This window comes from Cohaesibacter sp. ES.047 (genome assembly GCF_900215505.1).
Classification (GTDB): domain Bacteria; phylum Pseudomonadota; class Alphaproteobacteria; order Rhizobiales; family Cohaesibacteraceae; genus Cohaesibacter.
On sequence record NZ_LT907844.1, the window covers coordinates 195,410 to 212,452 of the forward strand.

Annotated in this window: 18 protein-coding genes and 1 riboswitch; of the genes, 7 read left to right on the forward strand and 11 right to left on the reverse strand. The window is 57.5% G+C overall.

Going from position 1 to position 17,043, the window contains the following annotated elements; all coding sequences use genetic code 11:
* Window positions 1–43: 43 nt before the first annotated feature.
* From thiD to CPH65_RS00855, 8 genes are all read right to left on the reverse strand, one after another.
* Window positions 44–841: a bifunctional hydroxymethylpyrimidine kinase/phosphomethylpyrimidine kinase gene (thiD, locus tag CPH65_RS00820; RefSeq protein WP_096171709.1), complete on the reverse strand. Its 798-nt coding sequence runs from the start codon at window positions 839–841 to the stop codon at window positions 44–46.
* Window positions 838–1,452 carry a thiamine phosphate synthase gene (gene thiE / locus CPH65_RS00825; protein ID WP_096171710.1) on the reverse strand — a complete coding sequence of 205 codons (615 nt, stop codon included), beginning with the start codon at window positions 1,450–1,452 and terminating at the stop codon, window positions 838–840. Before thiE ends, thiD begins: the two co-directional genes overlap by 4 nt.
* Window positions 1,449–2,237, reverse strand: coding sequence for a hydroxyethylthiazole kinase (gene thiM, locus CPH65_RS00830; RefSeq protein ID WP_096171711.1), 789 nt, complete (start codon window positions 2,235–2,237; stop codon window positions 1,449–1,451). The genes thiE and thiM overlap by 4 nt, the downstream gene beginning before the upstream one ends.
* A 61-nt stretch (window positions 2,238–2,298) precedes the next feature.
* Window positions 2,299–2,393, reverse strand: a riboswitch (TPP riboswitch).
* 233 nt (window positions 2,394–2,626) lie between these two features.
* Window positions 2,627–3,619, reverse strand: coding sequence for an endonuclease (locus CPH65_RS00835; protein WP_096171712.1), 993 nt, complete (start codon window positions 3,617–3,619; stop codon window positions 2,627–2,629).
* Entirely contained in the window at window positions 3,616–4,677 is a 1,062-nt protein-coding gene (ugpC, locus tag CPH65_RS00840; RefSeq protein WP_096171713.1) for a sn-glycerol-3-phosphate ABC transporter ATP-binding protein UgpC, read from the reverse strand. Before ugpC ends, CPH65_RS00835 begins: the two co-directional genes overlap by 4 nt.
* A gap of 10 nt (window positions 4,678–4,687) precedes the next feature.
* Entirely contained in the window at window positions 4,688–5,476 is a 789-nt protein-coding gene (locus CPH65_RS00845) for an ABC transporter permease subunit (RefSeq protein WP_244574600.1), read from the reverse strand.
* A 128-nt stretch (window positions 5,477–5,604) separates the two neighbouring features.
* Window positions 5,605–6,489, reverse strand: a complete 885-nt coding sequence (locus CPH65_RS00850; RefSeq protein ID WP_096171715.1) for an ABC transporter permease subunit — start codon at window positions 6,487–6,489, stop codon at window positions 5,605–5,607.
* Window positions 6,490–6,611: 122 nt separating this feature from the next.
* Complete coding sequence (locus tag CPH65_RS00855) at window positions 6,612–7,919, reverse strand: extracellular solute-binding protein (protein ID WP_096171716.1); 1,308 nt, start codon at window positions 7,917–7,919, stop codon at window positions 6,612–6,614.
* 360 nt (window positions 7,920–8,279) lie between these two features.
* Here CPH65_RS00855 and CPH65_RS00865 point away from each other — a divergent pair, with 360 nt between their 5' ends.
* The 3 genes from CPH65_RS00865 to CPH65_RS00875 are packed head-to-tail and all read left to right on the forward strand — an operon-like array spanning window position 8,280 to window position 10,609.
* Window positions 8,280–9,314: a LacI family DNA-binding transcriptional regulator gene (locus CPH65_RS00865; RefSeq protein WP_096176148.1), complete on the forward strand. Its 1,035-nt coding sequence runs from the start codon at window positions 8,280–8,282 to the stop codon at window positions 9,312–9,314.
* A gap of 52 nt (window positions 9,315–9,366) precedes the next feature.
* Entirely contained in the window at window positions 9,367–9,567 is a 201-nt protein-coding gene (locus tag CPH65_RS00870) for a hypothetical protein (RefSeq protein WP_096171718.1), read from the forward strand.
* A gap of 58 nt (window positions 9,568–9,625) precedes the next feature.
* On the forward strand, window positions 9,626–10,609 hold the full coding sequence (locus tag CPH65_RS00875; protein ID WP_096176149.1) for a threonine/serine dehydratase: 984 nt from the start codon (window positions 9,626–9,628) through the stop codon (window positions 10,607–10,609).
* A gap of 59 nt (window positions 10,610–10,668) precedes the next feature.
* On the opposite strand, the gene CPH65_RS00880 is transcribed toward CPH65_RS00875, so the two are convergent.
* A complete protein-coding gene (locus CPH65_RS00880; protein WP_096171719.1) occupies window positions 10,669–11,511 on the reverse strand; it encodes an inositol monophosphatase in 843 nt (280 codons plus the stop codon).
* 237 nt (window positions 11,512–11,748) lie between these two features.
* Here CPH65_RS00880 and CPH65_RS00885 point away from each other — a divergent pair, with 237 nt between their 5' ends.
* Window positions 11,749–12,435, forward strand: a complete 687-nt coding sequence (locus CPH65_RS00885) for an HAD family phosphatase (protein ID WP_157747426.1) — start codon at window positions 11,749–11,751, stop codon at window positions 12,433–12,435.
* 14 nt (window positions 12,436–12,449) lie between these two features.
* On the opposite strand, the gene mntR is transcribed toward CPH65_RS00885, so the two are convergent.
* The gene (mntR, locus tag CPH65_RS00890; RefSeq protein ID WP_096171721.1) at window positions 12,450–12,914 is read right to left on the reverse strand and encodes a manganese-binding transcriptional regulator MntR; all 465 of its coding nucleotides are present in this window, start codon (window positions 12,912–12,914) and stop codon (window positions 12,450–12,452) included.
* Between the two features lie 317 nt (window positions 12,915–13,231).
* On the opposite strand from mntR, the gene CPH65_RS00895 reads away from it, so the two are divergent.
* The 3 genes from CPH65_RS00895 to CPH65_RS00905 all read left to right on the forward strand — a co-directional run bounded on the left by CPH65_RS00895 (window position 13,232) and on the right by CPH65_RS00905 (window position 15,863).
* Window positions 13,232–14,518 (forward strand): Nramp family divalent metal transporter, encoded by a 1,287-nt coding sequence (locus CPH65_RS00895; RefSeq protein ID WP_096171722.1) that lies wholly within the window; start codon window positions 13,232–13,234, stop codon window positions 14,516–14,518.
* Window positions 14,519–14,647: 129 nt separating this feature from the next.
* Complete coding sequence (locus tag CPH65_RS00900) at window positions 14,648–15,346, forward strand: DUF2161 domain-containing phosphodiesterase (RefSeq protein ID WP_096171723.1); 699 nt, start codon at window positions 14,648–14,650, stop codon at window positions 15,344–15,346.
* Window positions 15,347–15,473: 127 nt separating this feature from the next.
* Window positions 15,474–15,863, forward strand: coding sequence for a NifB/NifX family molybdenum-iron cluster-binding protein (locus tag CPH65_RS00905; RefSeq protein WP_096171724.1), 390 nt, complete (start codon window positions 15,474–15,476; stop codon window positions 15,861–15,863).
* A 79-nt stretch (window positions 15,864–15,942) separates the two neighbouring features.
* Here CPH65_RS00905 and galK read toward each other — a convergent pair whose 3' ends face one another.
* Complete coding sequence (galK, locus tag CPH65_RS00910) at window positions 15,943–17,043, reverse strand: galactokinase (RefSeq protein WP_096171725.1); 1,101 nt, start codon at window positions 17,041–17,043, stop codon at window positions 15,943–15,945.

Sequence of the window (17,043 nt, forward strand, 5' to 3'; positions counted from 1 at the left end):
GCGTGAAAGGCGCTGTTGTCCTGTTGTGTCGTTCTGCAACCGATCAGTGTCTCATTGCGAAGAAATGGTCGGTCGGGCCGTGACCGTGGCCGACGTCCAATCCGTCAGCGGCGGCGATGGCCTTCGAGATATAGATCTTGGCGGCCTTGGCTGCGGCTAGGTCAACCCGCGTCAACGCAAGATGCGTCGCCAATGCCGATGACAGGGTGCAGCCTGTGCCATGGGTGTTTTTGGTCGCCACGCGCAGAGACGGCAGCCATTCCATCTGATCCTCAGATAGGAAGAGATCCGGGCTTTCGTCGTCAGACAGATGCCCTCCCTTGAGAAAGACCGCTTTCGGCCCAAGAGCCAGCAAGGCCCGAGCCTGACGTTCCATCTCGTCGGGTGTGGTTGCCTCAATCTCGCCCAGCAGATCGGCCGCTTCGGGCAGGTTTGGCGTGATGATACGCGCACGAGGCATGAGCCTCTCACGCAGAGCATTGACCGCGTCCTCATGGAGCAGTCGATCGCCGCCCTTGGCAACCATGACCGTGTCAAGCACGATGGGCGCGTCGCAGTCCTTGAGAGCGTCGGCCACCGCCTCGACGATCGCGGAGGTTCCGAGCATGCCGATCTTGATGGCATCGACCCGAATGTCATCAAGGATCGCGGCAATCTGGGCCTTGATGAAGTCCGGCTCGGTTGGAACCCAGCCGGTCACCCCTTTGGTGCTCTGGGCCGTCATCGCGGCAATCACCGCCATGGCATAGCCGCCATTGGCCGAGATGGCCTTGATGTCCGCCTGAATGCCAGCGCCGCCGGACGGGTCAGACCCGGCTATGGAGAGAATGTTGGGGATCATGCTGCCTCCCATGCGGTGATGAGCGCGCGAGTTGCTGCTTCCGGGTCATCCGCCTCGGAAATGGCAGACACGACGGACAGCCCAGCACAGCCCCCGGCCTTGACGACCGGAATGTCGGCCTCTTTCACCCCGCCGATAGCAACGCACGGCACTGGCGCAGCCTTTGCGATCCGGCTGAGCGTTTCAAAGCCGATAGGCGTGGCATGGTTCAGCTTGGATGGTGTCGCCCGGACTGGTCCGCAGCCAATATAATCGAGCGTTCCCTCAGGAAGCGCCGCAGCGACAGCCAGTTGGTCTTCATTCTCGATGGAAAGCCCCAGGATTTTATCCGGGCCGAGTGCTTCGCGCATGGCGACCGGATCGCCATCCGACTGCCCCATATGAAGCCCGGAGGCGCCGCTTTCCAACGCCACTTTGAGCCGGTCATTGATGATGAAGGGCACGCCATACTCTTTCGCCAGCCCGGCAAGATGCGTCGCCTGTTTGATGAGCACGTCATCAGGTGCGGTTTTGTCGCGCAACTGGATTATGGATGCGCCTCCCCTCAGCGCAGCGGTGACCAGCGCATCATCGGGATTGTGCGGGGTTACGAAATAAACGGAGAGATTCATATTTTCTCGATCCTTGCTGCCTGCGACAGCTGTTCTGGTGAAATGGTGTAGAGCGCATCGACAAAGGCCGTGGCAAAACTGCCCGGAGCGCTGGTTGTCTTGGCGGCAACCTCGCCTGCGTGGCCGTAGTAGGCAATGGCAGCTGCGGTTGCTTCCAGATGCGGCTGGCCCACGATAAAGGCGGCAATCACCCCATTGAGGGAGCAGCCAAGCGCGGTCACCAACGGCATCATGTCATGACCATTGCGAACACGGTAAGCTGCTTGTCCATCAGTGATGAAATCTTCAGGCCCGGTGACCGCAACAATGCCGCCGATGGATTTGGCAAGCGCCCGTGCTCCGTCTTCGGCAGCGGTGACGCTGTCTGCGCTGTCTGCGCCCTTGCCTTTTGTCATGGCACCGGACACCGCCAGAATCTCGGACGCGTTGCCGCGAATGATGCTGGGCTTCATCGCTATGAGCTGTGCCGAAGTGTCTCTGCGATAGGTCGTGGCTCCGGCGGCAACCGGATCGAGCACCCAGGGTGTGCCCGCCTTGTTGGCCCCATCGGCAGCGGCGACCATGCCCCGAACCCAGTCCGCGGACAGGGTGCCGATGTTGATCGTCAAAGCCGATGCGATTGCAGCAAATTCACCGGATTCTTCTTCGGCATGCAGCATGGCAGGCGAAGCGCCCGACGACAGAATGACATTGGCCATGACATTCATCGCAACGAAGTTGGTGATATTCTGGATAAGTGGTGCGGTTTGCCGCATTTGGGAAAGGTGTTGGCCCCAGTCGGTCATTCTCAATCCTCCTGAGGCGGATGGAATGACGTTGAGCCGCCCGAGGCCATCAAGACCACATTCGGGCAAGTCCGCGACTTCCTCCGCCAGTACAAGCTGGTTCAGGTTCAAAGGGTTCATCTCAGCCCGATGCATCGGGCGCCCCTGTCACAAGCGCAAGGTAAACACTTTTCGGTTTGGATGGAAAGGGAGGTCACGGTATTTTTATCGGCACCCTTTATTGCGGCGCATATGGCAAGGGCCGCCATTTAGGCAGCCCTATGAAATTCTATATATTTTTCAATAACTTTACGCGCATGTGCAGTGACATCCGAATGGAACGGATGATCGATGCCAAGGGATTTACCCTGTGCACCACTGCCAAAGGGCGCGTGCTCGGGACATCTCGCTCAGAGCGTCACCGAACACAGCACACATTCATGATCGGACAGAGGGCCTTGATCATCAATCGCCTCCAGGAGCGGTCCAGACGTCCCGTCAAGGCCGCGCGAAAAAAACCAGTCGAGCTTCATCAAGGGCTCGTTGTTCGGCGTGATGAGGCTGCTACGGATGGTCATGCCGTCTGGCGTCAGATCCCAGCTATACCCCTGATCGCGGGCAAAATCGAACAGGGTTTCCTGACGCCAGTCATAGTCGGGCGGCACGTGATTGCCGGTGTTGAGATCACCGCCAATGAGGACGGGCATGTCAGGGGCAAAATCTTCGACGCACCTTAGCAATTTTGTGAACTCGGCCTTGCGGTAGTCGGCGTCCGCTGCGCTTTCCAGATGGGTGGAGACGACGCAAACCGGTCCGGCTTCGCTGTCGATGATGGCGGCAATGGCCATCCGCCCGCCCATGCGCGGCTCACCTGAGGCATCTTCGTGATCTGCACAGAACCAGCGGCCCTTCTCATCGAGCCGAAAGAGCGCCAGTTTCGTGAACGGCACGGTGGACAGGATGGCGTTGCCGTGCCAGCCAGACGCGTTGAAATCGTCCTTGCAGTAGGGCAGTTCAATCTCGCTGCCCAGTTCCAGTTCGAAGAATTCGACTCCATAGGCATAGTGCATGCCAAGAGCGCGGGCCATGTCGGCAGCGGTGTTGCGCTGGCCCGTCCGGGCCATGCCATTGTCCATTTCGCTTAACAGAATGATCGAAGGCCCATAGGGCGCAATATGGGCAGCGCTGCGACCCGGGAAATAACAGCGCTCCATGTTCCATGCCGCGACTTTGAAATTTCGCGGCAGTTTGGCCAAAGAGCCGTCGCCGCCCACTTCAAGCGAGGTCATGGCGGGGATGTCCGCCAAGAGCGCGCGATGCACCTCAGGGACGCGTTCGGCCGACTGAATCCGAGCGCGCTCCTCCTTGGTAATATCAGGAAGACGAGAAACCAAGGTCGTCATAGACGGACACCTGTATCGACAGCAAAGAAATGGGTCACATCGGGACCAATCGCGACCGAAACCGGACCGGTCTTGGCATCAACCGTCTTGGGAACGCTGACCGAGAAATCCTGATCCGCCAGCTTGCCGTGCAGCAGATGGTTTGCACCCAGTTCCTCGACGATGTCGACATCAAAGGTCATGGTGCCCTCTGCCCCCTCGGGAGCAACAATGATGTCTTCGGGGCGAACACCGAACAGGAACTCACTGGCTTCCTTTTTGGGGGCTGCAAGGTCAAGATCAGAGCCGTTGCCAAGATTGATCTTTCCCTCGTCCGTGCGGTGGGCTTTCAAAAGGTTCATCGGCGGCGCGCCCATGAAACCGGCCACGAAGGTGGAAGCGGGTTGATTGTAGATCTCGGACGGGGTGCCGATCTGTTCGACGCGGCCTTCGTTGAGCACGATGATGCGGTCGGCCATGGTCATGGCCTCGATCTGGTCGTGGGTCACATAGACGGCGGTGACGCCAAGGCGTCGCTGCAGAGAACGAATCTCGATGCGCATCTGGTTGCGCAGCTTGGCATCGAGGTTGGAGAGCGGTTCATCGAACAGGAACAGCTCGGGATTGCGCACGATGGCGCGCCCCATGGCAACACGCTGGCGCTGACCACCCGAAAGCTGGCTGGGGCGACGCCCCAGATAGTCTGAGAGGTTCAGCATCTTGGCTGCGTCCTTGACCTTCTGCTCGATCTCGGCTTTCGGCAGGCCCCGGTTTTTGAGGCCATAGGCCATGTTTTTGGCGACCGTCATGTGCGGGTAGAGCGCATAATTCTGAAACACCATGGCGATGTTGCGCCCGGCGGGATCGACATCATTGACGACGCGCTGGCCAATGGTGATGGTGCCGCCGCTGATTTCCTCCAGCCCAGCGATCATGCGCAGCAAGGTGGACTTGCCACAGCCCGAGGGGCCAACGAGCACGACAAATTCGCCATCGGGGATCTTGAAATTGCAGGGTTTGACCGCTTCAACGCCGTTCGCATAGATCTTGCGGACCATATCAAGAGATACTGTTGTCATTGTGGTGTCCTTATTTGTCAGACTCGGTCAGGCCCTTGACGAACCAGCTCTGGAAGAAGATGACGACGGCGACCGGCGGGATGACCGCGAGGATCGCCAAAAGGTTGCCGCGGCCATATTCGGGGATCTGCCCGTCATACATGGTTTGGGTGATCTGCTTGATGCCGCGCAGCAGCGTAAACATGTCTTCATCTGTGGTGATCATGGTCGGCCAGAGATACTGGTTCCAGCCATAGACGAACATGATGATGAAGATCGCCGCGATCATCGTGCGCGACAGAGGCACGAGGATATCGATGAAGAATTTGAACGGCCCGGCCCCATCGATGCGCGCCGCTTCCGCCAGTTCCTCCGGCACCGACAAAAAGAATTGCCGGAAGAAGAAGGTGGCCGTCGCCGACGCGATGAGCGGCACGATAAGGCCGGTGTATGTGTTGAGCAGGCCAAGCTGCTGCACGATCTCGTAGGACGGCAGGATCCGCACCTCGAGTGGCAACAGAAGCGTGGTGAAGATCAGCCAGAAGGCAAGGGTCGCAAAGCGCAGCCGAAAATAGACAATGGCATAGGCAGCCATCATCGAGATAATGATCTTGCCCAGAGCAAAGCCGACACCCAAGATGAGCGAATTCTTGAACATCGCCAGGCCTGTGTTCTCACCGGCAAAACCGGATGCGCCGAACAGGGCCTTGTTGAGGTTGGAGCCAAACTCGTCGCCGATGCTCAAGGATGGGCCGTGTTTGAGAATTTCCACGTCGGAGACGGTGGTCATCTGAAGCACCATCAAGAGCGGCACCATCATGATGAGTGCCCCGATGATAAGGATGATGTGATCAAAGATCACCCCGATCCTGATTCGACGCCTCGGATGGCTTGGTAGCGCAGTCTCGACACCGGTGGTTTGTGCAATATCAGTCATGGAACAACACCTTATGTGTAGTGAATACGCCGCTCGACAAGGCGGAACTGGAAGATCGTCATGGCAAGGACCAGCACCATCAGAATGACCGACTGGGCCGACGAGCCCCCCAGATCATTGCCCCGGAAGCCGTCCACATAGACTTTGTAGACAAGGGTCATCGGGTTGGAGGCAGGCTCCCCGCGCAGGATCGTGTCGATCGTGCCGAAGGTGTCGAACAGCGAATAGGTGAAGTTGGTGATCAGCAGGAAAAAGCCGGTGGGTGCCAACAGCGGAAAGGTGACATCCCAGAAGCGGCGAAAGGCCGAATTGTTATCAATGCGGGCCGCTTCGATGATGGCGCGCGGAATGGACTGAAGGCCGGACAGGAAGAAAATGAAATTGACCGGGATCTGTTTCCAGACCGAGGCAAGGATCATGGCCGCGGCAGTGTCGTTGTAATCGAGACCAACGCGGAAATCATACCCAAACGCATAATCAAGGAAGTTGGTCAACGGCCCCCAGCGCTGGGAAAACATGACCAGAAAGATGAAACCGGCAACAGGCGGCGCGACAGCATAGACCCACATCAGGAGCGTACGGTAGGCCTTGGCACCGCGGATCACCTTGTCGGCCTTGACGGCAAACAACAGAGCCAGCGCCAACGAAAAGAAGGTGACGGAAACGGAGAAGAAGACCGTGAAGCCTGCGATCTTGAGATATTCTGCGTTGTTGAGGATATCCGTATAGTTATCCAGTCCCACGAAGGTGGAGCCAAAGCCGAATGGGTCTTCGAGATAGAAGGACAGGTTCAGGGCCTGAAGGGCGGGCCAGTAGAAGAAAATGAAAATGATCGAAAGCTGCGGCAGCAGGAACAGCATGGGCAGCCATTTGTTGTTGAATCCGGCGCGTTTCACGTCTGAGCCTCTTGATCCTGGCGCACAGCATCAGGTCTCAAAGGATTGAGCCAGAGCTGCCGCACATCAAAGATCGAGACGGCCGCGCCTTGCGCGACCGTCTCATGAACAATCAGAAGGGTTTACTTCTGGGTCTTGGCGAAACGCTCGAGAAGGGCATTGCCATCTTTCTCGATGGTTGCCAGAGCGGTGTCGATGTCGGTTTCACCGTTGAGGAAACGGGTGAACTCGCGGTTTTCGACATCGCGAATCTGAACGTAGAAGCCCATGCGGTAGCCGCGGGTGTTTTCACCAGCCTGCAAGGAGAGCTGTTTGATGCCCACTTCGGCAGCCGGGAAGCGATCATAGTGACCGTCTTTCTTGGCGAGCTCGTAAGCTGCGGTGGTGATGGGAACATAACCGGATTCCTTGTGCCAGAAATACTGGATTTCAGGAGAGGTCATGAACTCGAAGAAAGCAGCGGTTGCCTTGTTTTCTTCTGCAGACTTGCCGGACATGGCAAACAGGGCTGCGCCACCGATGAAGGTCTGATAGCCTTCCTTGGTGATGGATTCCCAGTAAGGCAGGTTGGTTGCGGACCATTTGAAGTCGAGGTTTTTCTGCAAGAGGCCGCCAAAGGAGCCTGAAGAGCCGATCCAGAGGCCAACTTTGCCTTCTTCGAACTGAGACTGATTGTCACCCCAGGAGGTGCCGAAGAAACCGAAGTAACCTTCATCGAGCCATTCCTTGACCTTGCTCCAGTGCATTTTCTGCTCAGGAGAATTGATCAGGATTTTGGTGCCATCAGCACCAGCATAGCCGTTGTTGTTGGTGGCGAACGGCAGGTTGTGGCGGGAGAAGAAGTTCTCGACGAATTCCCAAGGCAGGTGAGACTGCACGAAAGGAATGTAACCGGCTTTTTTCAAAGCAGGAGCGGTAATTTTTTCAAACTCTTCGTAGGTCACCGGTGCTTCAACGCCAGCTTTTTTCAAAGCATCTTCGTTGTAGTACATGATGGGTGAAGAGGAGTTGAACGGCATGCCGATCATTTTGCCGTCGTTGTCGGCATAGAAATAACGAACACCGGAAATGTAGTTTTCGATGTTGAAGTCGATGCCGTTGTCTGCCAGCAGATCCTGAACAGGAACCGTTGCACCTTTGGCGCCGATGATGGTTGCGGAACCAGCATCGAAGACCTGCATGATGTTTGGCTGTTCGCCAGCGCGGAAAGCGGCGATACCAGCGGTCAGGGTGTCTTCATAGCCACCTTTGAAAACCGGTGTGACTTTGTAGTCATCCTGGGAAGCATTGAATTTTTCGGCAATGGCGTTGACGGTCTCGCCCAGCTGACCACCCATAGCGTGCCACCAGGTGATTTCGGTTTCAGCGTAAGCAGCACCAGTCATCAGGCTCAGCGCGGCGCTGGCTGCAGCAAGTTTCAGAAAATTCATTGTTTGCTCCAAGCAAATTTGCCAATTTGGCGTTTGGTATTTGAATGTGTCCTCTTCTGCCCAATGGGCCAGCTTCGGACGCCCCCTATTGCCGGGCTGACCCGACAGAAACACAGACATGGCAGCAATCCTGAAGCTTGAAACGCCGCTCCAAACCCGAGCGCGCAATCAACCTTCCAACCACTCACCCGACGCGCGCCGACCAGCGCACCCTTGAAAACAAAAAGCGGGTCGTTGATGTGCCTTTTGGCTTGCCACCAGTCTGCACACGTGTTCACATACAAGTTGAAAGTAACAGTCATGTGACGCATGAGTCAGGTCATAAAAACTTCATTTGAGCACGCGGAAGGTTCAAGCTTCATGTCCGGAGATGACGGCGAGAACAAAGACTATACAGGGACCCGGCGCAGCAAAAGGGTTACCGCTTCGGAGGTCGCCAAGGCGGCCGGGGTGTCGCGCCCGGCTGTTTCGCGCGCGTTCACGCCGGGGGCCTATCTTGACAATGCCAAGCGCGAGCTGATCCTTGAGACCGCCATGCAACTGGGCTATCGCCCCAATGCGCTGGCGGCCAGTCTTCACGGCACCAGCACCAATCTCGTCGGTGTGGTCGCAGGTGATCTCAACAATCATTACGATTCAGAATTCATCGCCCGGCTTGTTGCGCAGCTCAACGCGGCGAATAAATGGCCGATTGTTCTGGGAGGCGGTGACAGGTCGGTCAGCAAGCATGCGATCCTGTCACTGCTCAATTATCCACTCGATGCTCTGATCATACGCGGTGGCAGCATTCCCTCTTCGCTGATTTCCGACTGTGAGAAGCTCAGTATCCCGCTGCTTTTCTCGGGCCATGTCGTCAACGCGCCCTATACGGACTGCATTTGCTGCCGCAACGGGGTGGGCACATCCATGGCCGTTGAATTGCTCGTCGGGCGGGGCCGCACGGCATTCGGCTTCATCGGTGGTCCGAAGACGCGCACCTCATCGAACGAACGCTTGTCCGGGCTTTCTGACAGATTGGCAGAATTCGGGTTGGAATTGCAGGGTGTCGAGCATTCTGACTACACCTATGAGGGCGGGCGGGAAGCGTTGACACGCATGATCGACCAGCAACCGCTCGACGCAATCATATGCGCCAATGACGCCATGGCGCTCGGCGCCCTTTCGGCAGCGCAGTCGGAACTCGAGCTGAGGGTGCCCGAGGATCTTTCGATTATCGGCTTTGACGACATTCTCATGGCGTCATGGCCCGATTTCAACCTGACGACCATCCGCAACCCGCTGGAGACGACCGTCAGCGAGATCCTGCGTTTGCTCGAGGAAAGACTGGACAATCCTGAAAAGCCGGGAGAAATCTGTATGCTTGACCCGATCCTGCTTGAGCGCGGCACCCACTAGCGCTTAAAAGGATAGGATGACTTCACACTCCCAATGCTGACGGAGCGCTGGCATGAACCTGATCGACACCTCTCATCCGATGCTGCGTCCCTTATGGGTTCGCTTGCTGACCACTCTGGCTCCCAGCGCCTGGGCGCTGTTCGAGCTGTCACTGGGCAATGTGACCTGGGCCGTGATGTTCGGCGTGGTGGGATGCCTATGCCTCTTCTCCCTCATCCTCACCTATAAGGACCCGGGCGAGCCGGAGGAATAGCAGACCGTTTTTTCACCCATTGATTATTCCCTGTCCCGATCATCAGGAACGCGCTGCCATGACGACCTCTCTTGCCATCTCTATTGACGACATTCATCGCGCAGCCGAGCGCCTGAAAGGCCATGCGGTGCGAACGCCCCTGCTCGAGTTCGCCCCACTCAATGCCGTTGTGGGACGGCGGGTTCTGGTCAAGTTCGAAGGGGTCCAGCACACCGGGTCGTTCAAATTCCGCGGAGCTTTCAATCGGCTGTCCGCCATTGCGCCGGATGACCGTGCGGGCGGCGTCGTTGCCTGGTCCTCGGGCAACCATGCGCAAGGGGTCGCCTACGCGGCCCAGATGCTGGGGATCTCCGCAACCATTGTCATGCCCGGCGATGCCCCCCGGATCAAGGTGAACAACACGCTGGCCTATGGCGCCGACATCGTCACCTATGATCGCTACAGCGAATCCCGCGAGGAGATCGCCATCGGCATCGCCAAGGAGCGTGGGGCCGTGATTGTCCCCTCCTACAACGACCCGATGATCATTGCCGGTCAGGGAACGGCGGGTCTGGAAATCCTCGAACAGGCAGCAGAGCTTGGTGCCTCGGTGGGAACGGTTGTCGCCTGTTGTGGCGGAGGGGGACTGACGTCAGGCATCGCGACTGCCGTCAAGTCACAGATTGCGGATGCTGCCATCTTTGCCGCCGAACCGGAGGGGTTCGATTCCATGGGCCGGTCTCTCAGAAGCGACCATGCGATTGGCAATGATGAAGGTGCCCGCTCCATTTGCGATGCCCTGCAATCACCGCTGCCCGGCGAGATGACGCTCGCGATCAATCGCCATCTGGGTGTCGGCGGACTAGCCGTGTCAGACGACGAAGTTCGAAACGCGGTGCGCTTTGCATTTGAAAAGCTCAAGCTGGTGGCCGAACCCGGCGGCGCGGCGGCGTTGGCTGCAGCCCTTTCTGGCAAGGTGCCCGACAATGGCGGCGCGCTGGCACTGACGATTTCCGGCTCAAATGTCGACGAGGATGTGTTTCGCGACATTCTTACTCAATAGCAGAATAAAAGCGCCACCCTGCCTAGCCAAAAGCGCTCACAGGGTGGCCAAAAGAACCGCTAGTAGAGATGCTCGGCAAGCCAGCCGAAGGTGTCCTGCAATTCGGGCATGCTGTCGGCATGGGCGCTGACGATAAACGGCCCCTTGTTTTCGCTCGGGCTGTACTTGCGCCCGTCGAGCATGAGAGCAGCTCCCCCCAGCTCCTCGACCACCAGCACGCCTGCCGCGTGGTCCCAAGGGTTCATCGAAACCGTCAAAGAGACATCGTTGCGGCCCTGTGCCGTCAGGCGATATTCATGACAGGCACAGCGGTAATTGCCAAAGCGGCCCAGCCTCGCGGACAATTCGGCCAGTCTGGGGCCAAAGGGCTTGCGGAACAAAGAGCCGGGCAGAATGGCATGCATCTCCGAGAGTGGCTTTTTCTGAGCCATGGGCAAGCGTCGCGGAGCGGCTCCGGGGCGACCGAAGAAAGCCCCCTCGCCCTTGTTGGCAACAATCCAGTCATCCAGCACGGGATCATAAAGCAGACCGAAACAGGTCTCGCCTTTGTACGTGACAGCCAAAATAACCCCGAAGGTCGCCAACCCGTTGGCAAAGTTCCATGTGCCATCGACGGGATCGATAATCACCGCCCATTCGGCAGACGCTATGTTGCTGATGATATCGGGATTGAGCGCAGCGGCTTCCTCACCCACCACAATCGGATCGGAGAAGATCGACTGCACCCCGGCGGTGATCACCGCCTCGGCGCCCACGTCCGCATCAGTGACGACATCATCCGGTCCGCTCTTCTGGCGAATATCACCGCCTTCGAGATGGCGAAAGCGCGGCATGATTTCTGCCTTTGCTGCCTGACGAACGAGTTCGATCAGCGCTGTTTGCTCGGATTGGTCGAGATGCATGAGTCACTCCTGATTTGTCTTTCTAATCAATCGTGCCATGCATATAGGAAAAACAGATGGCTGTCAGATGACATTGTGTCTTGATGCACTTTGCCCGGTTCTTTTCGCCCTCACATGCCCTTTGAAACCGCAAAGTGGCTCCGGTGCTTTTTTCCGCTCATGGTTCCTTTATTTCCCGGTTCAAACGGTCTACAAGGCAGTCGGCCCCGGTCGGGATCTGGACAATGGAGCAATGATTTGACTGCGAACCTGCTTGCTGGCGTTGATGCCGTCATCTTCGATTTTGACGGTGTGGTGATTGACAGTGAACCCATTTCCCTTGGTGAGCTGGGTGTGACCCTGTCACAATTTGGCCTCGAGATGTCATGGCCAGAGCTGGTGACGTCCTTCATGGGCCATTCCGATATTGCGATTCAGGCCTATATCGAAGAAAAGATCGGCAAACCAACCGGTGACCTGTTCCCCGATGCGTGGCGTAAGCGCGTGAGGGAAGGCTTTGCCAAGTCATTGCCGGTCGTCGATGGCATTCCGGCGTTGTTCGAACGCCTAGACCGCGATGGCATTCCCCATTGCCTTGCAACAGGCAGCAGTCAGGCCCGTGTGGCCTTTGCGCTTGAGCAGATCGGCGAGACGGAGCGCTTTGCCGACACCGCCTTCAGCGCGGAACAGGTGAAAAATGGCAAACCCGCCCCGGACCTGTTTCTCTTTGCTGCGGACCAGCTCGGCGTAGATCCGGCGCGCTCCATGGTAATCGAAGACGGTCTTGCAGGCGTTGCGGGATCAAAAGCTGCCGGGATCGGGTTGATCGTCGGGTTTGTTGGGGCAAGCCACCTTAACGACGACGCGCTGCGCAAGGCACATGCCGAAAACCTGCGTGAAGCCGGAGCAACACACATCATCGAATCGATCTCAGACCTGTTGTAACGCGTCCCGCGCGGTCAGCTCTGTGACTTGAGATATTTCTCGAACGCTTCAAGCGTTCTTTGCGAGACATGGTGCTCGATGCCTTCGGCGTCGATCTCGGCGGTTTCGGGCGGCACGCCTACGGCAATCAGAAGCGAGACAACCGACCTGTGCCGGTCGCGGACACGGTCGGCCAGTGCGGCGCCCTCGTCGGTGAGAAAAATCCCCCTATAGGGGCGGGAAACCGCCAGCCCTTCCTTTTTCAATCGCGAGATGGCCTTGGTCGCGGTGGGGTGGGCCACGCCCATGCGTTCAGCAAGGTCGGCAACACGGGCCTCGCCATGCTCGGCAATCAGATCGCCGATCATCTCGACATAATCTTCCATCACCGCTTTGGCTTGCGCCTCACGCGCGCGGGCAAACCGTCTGGCTTGCGTGGCGTTTTCCCTTTTTCCCGCTGTCATTGCGTGGTCTGCCTGCCTCTTGGTGTTGATGCGCATTGAGAGGTGACGCACAGCACGAATGGCTTTGCCTGTCTCTCATTGTTAGACGCACAGAAATTAATATAGCCTTGGGTAAAGAATGCTCCCACGAAATGCAATTGGGAAATTGGCGCATATGAGTTTGACTTTGCAAAATGGCCGAACCCCAAACTGTGTTTAATAGTCGAGCCGCGACATTTTAGTACTTGGCATTAAAGTTAGCCGAGGCTATATTCTTCGCACAAGACGACATTTCATTGTTGCCTGAACCTTCTGGCTGTTTTCCGGCCAACGATCCATAAAACCCGCGTCAATTCAGATTTCAAGGCTCTTTCATGTTTGCAACCGACCAGACCCGCGAGGGAATGAATGCCGTATTGTCTGGTAAAAACCGCAGTTTCCGCGGGAAATTGCTCTTTGCTGGTCCAGCCATCATCGCGTCGGTCGCTTATATGGATCCGGGGAATTATGCCACCAACATTCAGGCAGGCGCCGGCTATGGCTATCGCCTTTTATGGGTCGTTCTGTTTGCCAATCTGATTGCGATGCTGTTTCAGGCCCTCTCGGCGCGCCTTGGAATCGTGACGGGCAAGAATCTGGCCGAGCTTTGCCGCGACAATTTTTCCGCGCCGGTGGTGTGGATTATGTGGGGCGTCAGCGAGATCGCTGCGATGGCGACGGATCTGGCGGAGTTTCTGGGTGGTGCCATCGGGCTCGCGCTGCTGTTCGAGATGCCGTTGATGGCAGGGATGGGCATCACGGCGATCGTGACTTACGGCATCCTCTTGTTTGAGAACCGAGGATTTCGGCCGATGGAGTTGATCATCGGCGCGATGGTCGGCGTGATCGGACTTTGCTATCTGGTCGAGATTTTTATCGCTCCGATCGCATGGGGTGATGCGGCCGTTGGCATGGTGACGCCGGAGTTGGCGGATGCAACCGCCCTGACCATCGCGATCGGCATCATCGGCGCAACCGTCATGCCCCATGCCATCTATCTGCATTCGGGGCTGACGCAATCGCGCAGCGAAATCCGCAATGAACAGCAACGCCGCAGGGTTCTGAAATTCTCCAACACCGAAGTGGTCATTGCGCTTGCCATTGCCGGCATGATCAACATGGCCATGGTGATGATGGCCTCCGCCGCTTTCCATCTGGGACATGAGGAAGTGGCCGAGATCGAAACCGCCTATCATACGCTGACGCCCCTGCTCGGCGGTGCTGCGGCTGCAGCCTTTCTTGTCTCGCTCATTGCATCGGGCATTTCCAGCTCGGTGGTTGGCACCATGGCCGGACAGATGATCATGCAGGGCTTTCTGCATTTCCGCATCCCCATCTGGTTACGCCGCCTCGTTACCATGGTCCCCGCCTTTGCTGTGGTTGCAATGGGTGTCAACGCCACGCAGGCGCTGGTCATCAGTCAGGTCATTCTGAGCATTGCGCTTCCCGTCCCGATGATTGCCCTGATCATCTTCGTCTCGCGTAAGGATATCATGGGACCTTATGCGAGCGGTCCGGTGATCCGGGTCCTTGCCATAGCGGGGGCGATGGCGGTTCTGACGCTCAATTTCGTGCTGCTTGCAGAAGTCTTTGGCGCACCGATCCCATTTATTGTCGGCTGAGGGTTCCCGTTTCCGAAGCTTCGCAAGAAGCCACATCCCAACGTGAGGCGATAAAGGGCGCATCACTCTGTTAACCTCTTTGCTCTCAAATGATTGAGAGGCACCAGAAGAGACGAATCAGACGGAACGATGCAGGAAACGGAACTCTACCCCCCGATCAAAGATTATCTCGAGGCTCAAGGCTATGAGGTGAAGGGCGAGATCGGAGCGGCTGATCTGGTCGCCTGCCGGGACGACGACGAGCCGGTGGTCGTCGAGCTGAAAGTCGGCTTTTCCCTTGCGCTGTTTCACCAAGCCATCGAACGACAATCGATGACCGACGCGGTTTATATCGCGGTGCCTGAAAGTAAGGGTGCGGCCTTCCAGCGATCCCTCAAGAACAATCGCTCCCTTTGCCGCCGACTGGGGCTTGGCTTGATCACGGTGCGTCTCAAGGACAATCTGGTAACAGTCCAACTCGATCCCGCGCCCTACAAGCCACGCAAGGTAAAGCCGCGCAAAGCGCGTCTCTTGCGCGAGTTTGCGCGGCGGGTGGGCGATCCGAACAGCGGCGGCTCCACGCGGCGGGGGCTGATCACATCCTATCGTCAGGATGCGCTCAAATGCCTCAAGCTTTTGTCTCTCAGCGGCCCGACCAAGGCCGCGATCGTCGCCCGCATGACCGGTGTGGATAGGGCCAGACCGATCCTGTCTGATGATCATTACGGCTGGTTCGAGCGGGTCTCCACGGGCATCTATCAGATGACCCCGAAGGGCGATGCCGCGCTGATTGAATATGCCAAGGAGCTCGAGGGACTTGAGGTGCCGCTTGAGGTCTCTGGCGCGTAGCCGCGTCATTGCGGCATCTTGTTATCCCGTTCTTGAAAGCCTATCTCAGACGTGCAGAGACAAAACTCAATCAGGCCTCCTCGTTGCCTCCTTCTGGACCTGCGCGGCCTGACACCGGAGCCAGACGTTGACTTCTTCACTCAAAATCGCCGTGACATCACAGAATTTCAAGACAGTGACCAACCATGCAGGGCGCGCACGCCGTTTTCTCGTCTATGGCGTCGAAACAGGGGCCGCCCCGGTCGAGATAGACCGCTTTGACCTGCCCAAAGAGATGTGCATTCACGAGCTTGGCGGTGCCGATGTGCCCCATCCGCTCGACGGTGTCGATGTGTTGATTTCCAACTCCTTCGGAGCAGGCTTTGCTCGCAACATGACCCGCAGGGGTGTGATTGCCAGCCTGACAGAGGAAAGCGACCCATTGCGCGCGATCGAAGACTATCAGGCCCATGGACAGCGACTGCCGGAGAAGACATGCACCAGCGGTCATCATCATAACCACGAGCATGGGCATTGATAGATTGGCAGCTGAATGGAGTCGCATGTAAAAAAGGGGCCGCAAGGCCCCTTCTTATTGTTCGCGATAACAATCCCGATCAGTTGATTGCGAGCACAGTGGTTTCCGGGAAGCGCGTGGTCATATCTTCGCACCAGCGATCGACCAACTCTTCCTTGACCAGAACCACAATCGAACCACCGAAGCCACCACCGGTTTGGCGCGCGCCGATTGCTCCCATCTGAAGGGCCATTTCGACCAGCGTGTCGGTCTCGTCCACGGTGATCTCATAGTCGTTCTTTTGCGACAGATGGCTCTGGACCATGAGCTTGCCAAAGCTTTCGGCATTGCCGGATTTCAGAGCTTCGACCCCGTCGAGCACACGCTGGTTGTCGGTAACGACGTGGCGGGCGCGTTTGGCTTCCACTCCGCCGATGGCGTTGATCCGATCCAGATCATCAGCGCTGACCTCACGCAAGGAGGCGATGCCAAGCTTTTCGCAGGCACTGTTGCATTCCTTCACCCGCTGCTCGTAGGAGCCATCGGTCAGCTTGTGCGTGACACCGGAATGCAACGTGATGAAGCGATGATCAGGGAAGAGCGGTGCCAATTCATAGTCGAGCCTTTGCGTGTCGAGGAACAGCGCCATGTTGTGGGTGCCAACCGATGAGGCAAACTGATCCATGATGCCGCACGGCATGCCGATAAATTCATTCTCGACCTTGCGGGCATTCTTCGCGATTGCGACAGGATCCGGCGTCTTGTCGCCCTGATAGGCAGCAATGGCGCGAAGGCTCGCCACCTCCAGCGCCGCGGAGCTGGAAATCCCGGCTCCCATCGGCAGGCTGGACCCAACGGCGAGACAGTAACCCGCTTTCAGATCCGGCTCGTGAGGTGACAGCTGGAAACTACCGAGAATGAAGTCGGTCCATTCATCGGCTTTGTCGCCATCCAGCGCAACATCGGCACGTGCATCGAAATTCAAGCTGTAGAGTTCCGCATGGCCTGGGTTCGGGCCGGGGCCAATCGCAATGCAAATTTCGAGATTGAGCGGCATGGGAAGGACGAAGCCGCCATTGTAATCCGTATGCTCCCCAAGCAGGTTGACGCGGCCAGGGGCAGAAACGATGGCGGTTGGCGCTGTACCGAACTGCTTCTCAAACGACTCACTGACATTTTGTCTCAGCATCGCTGTGTCCAT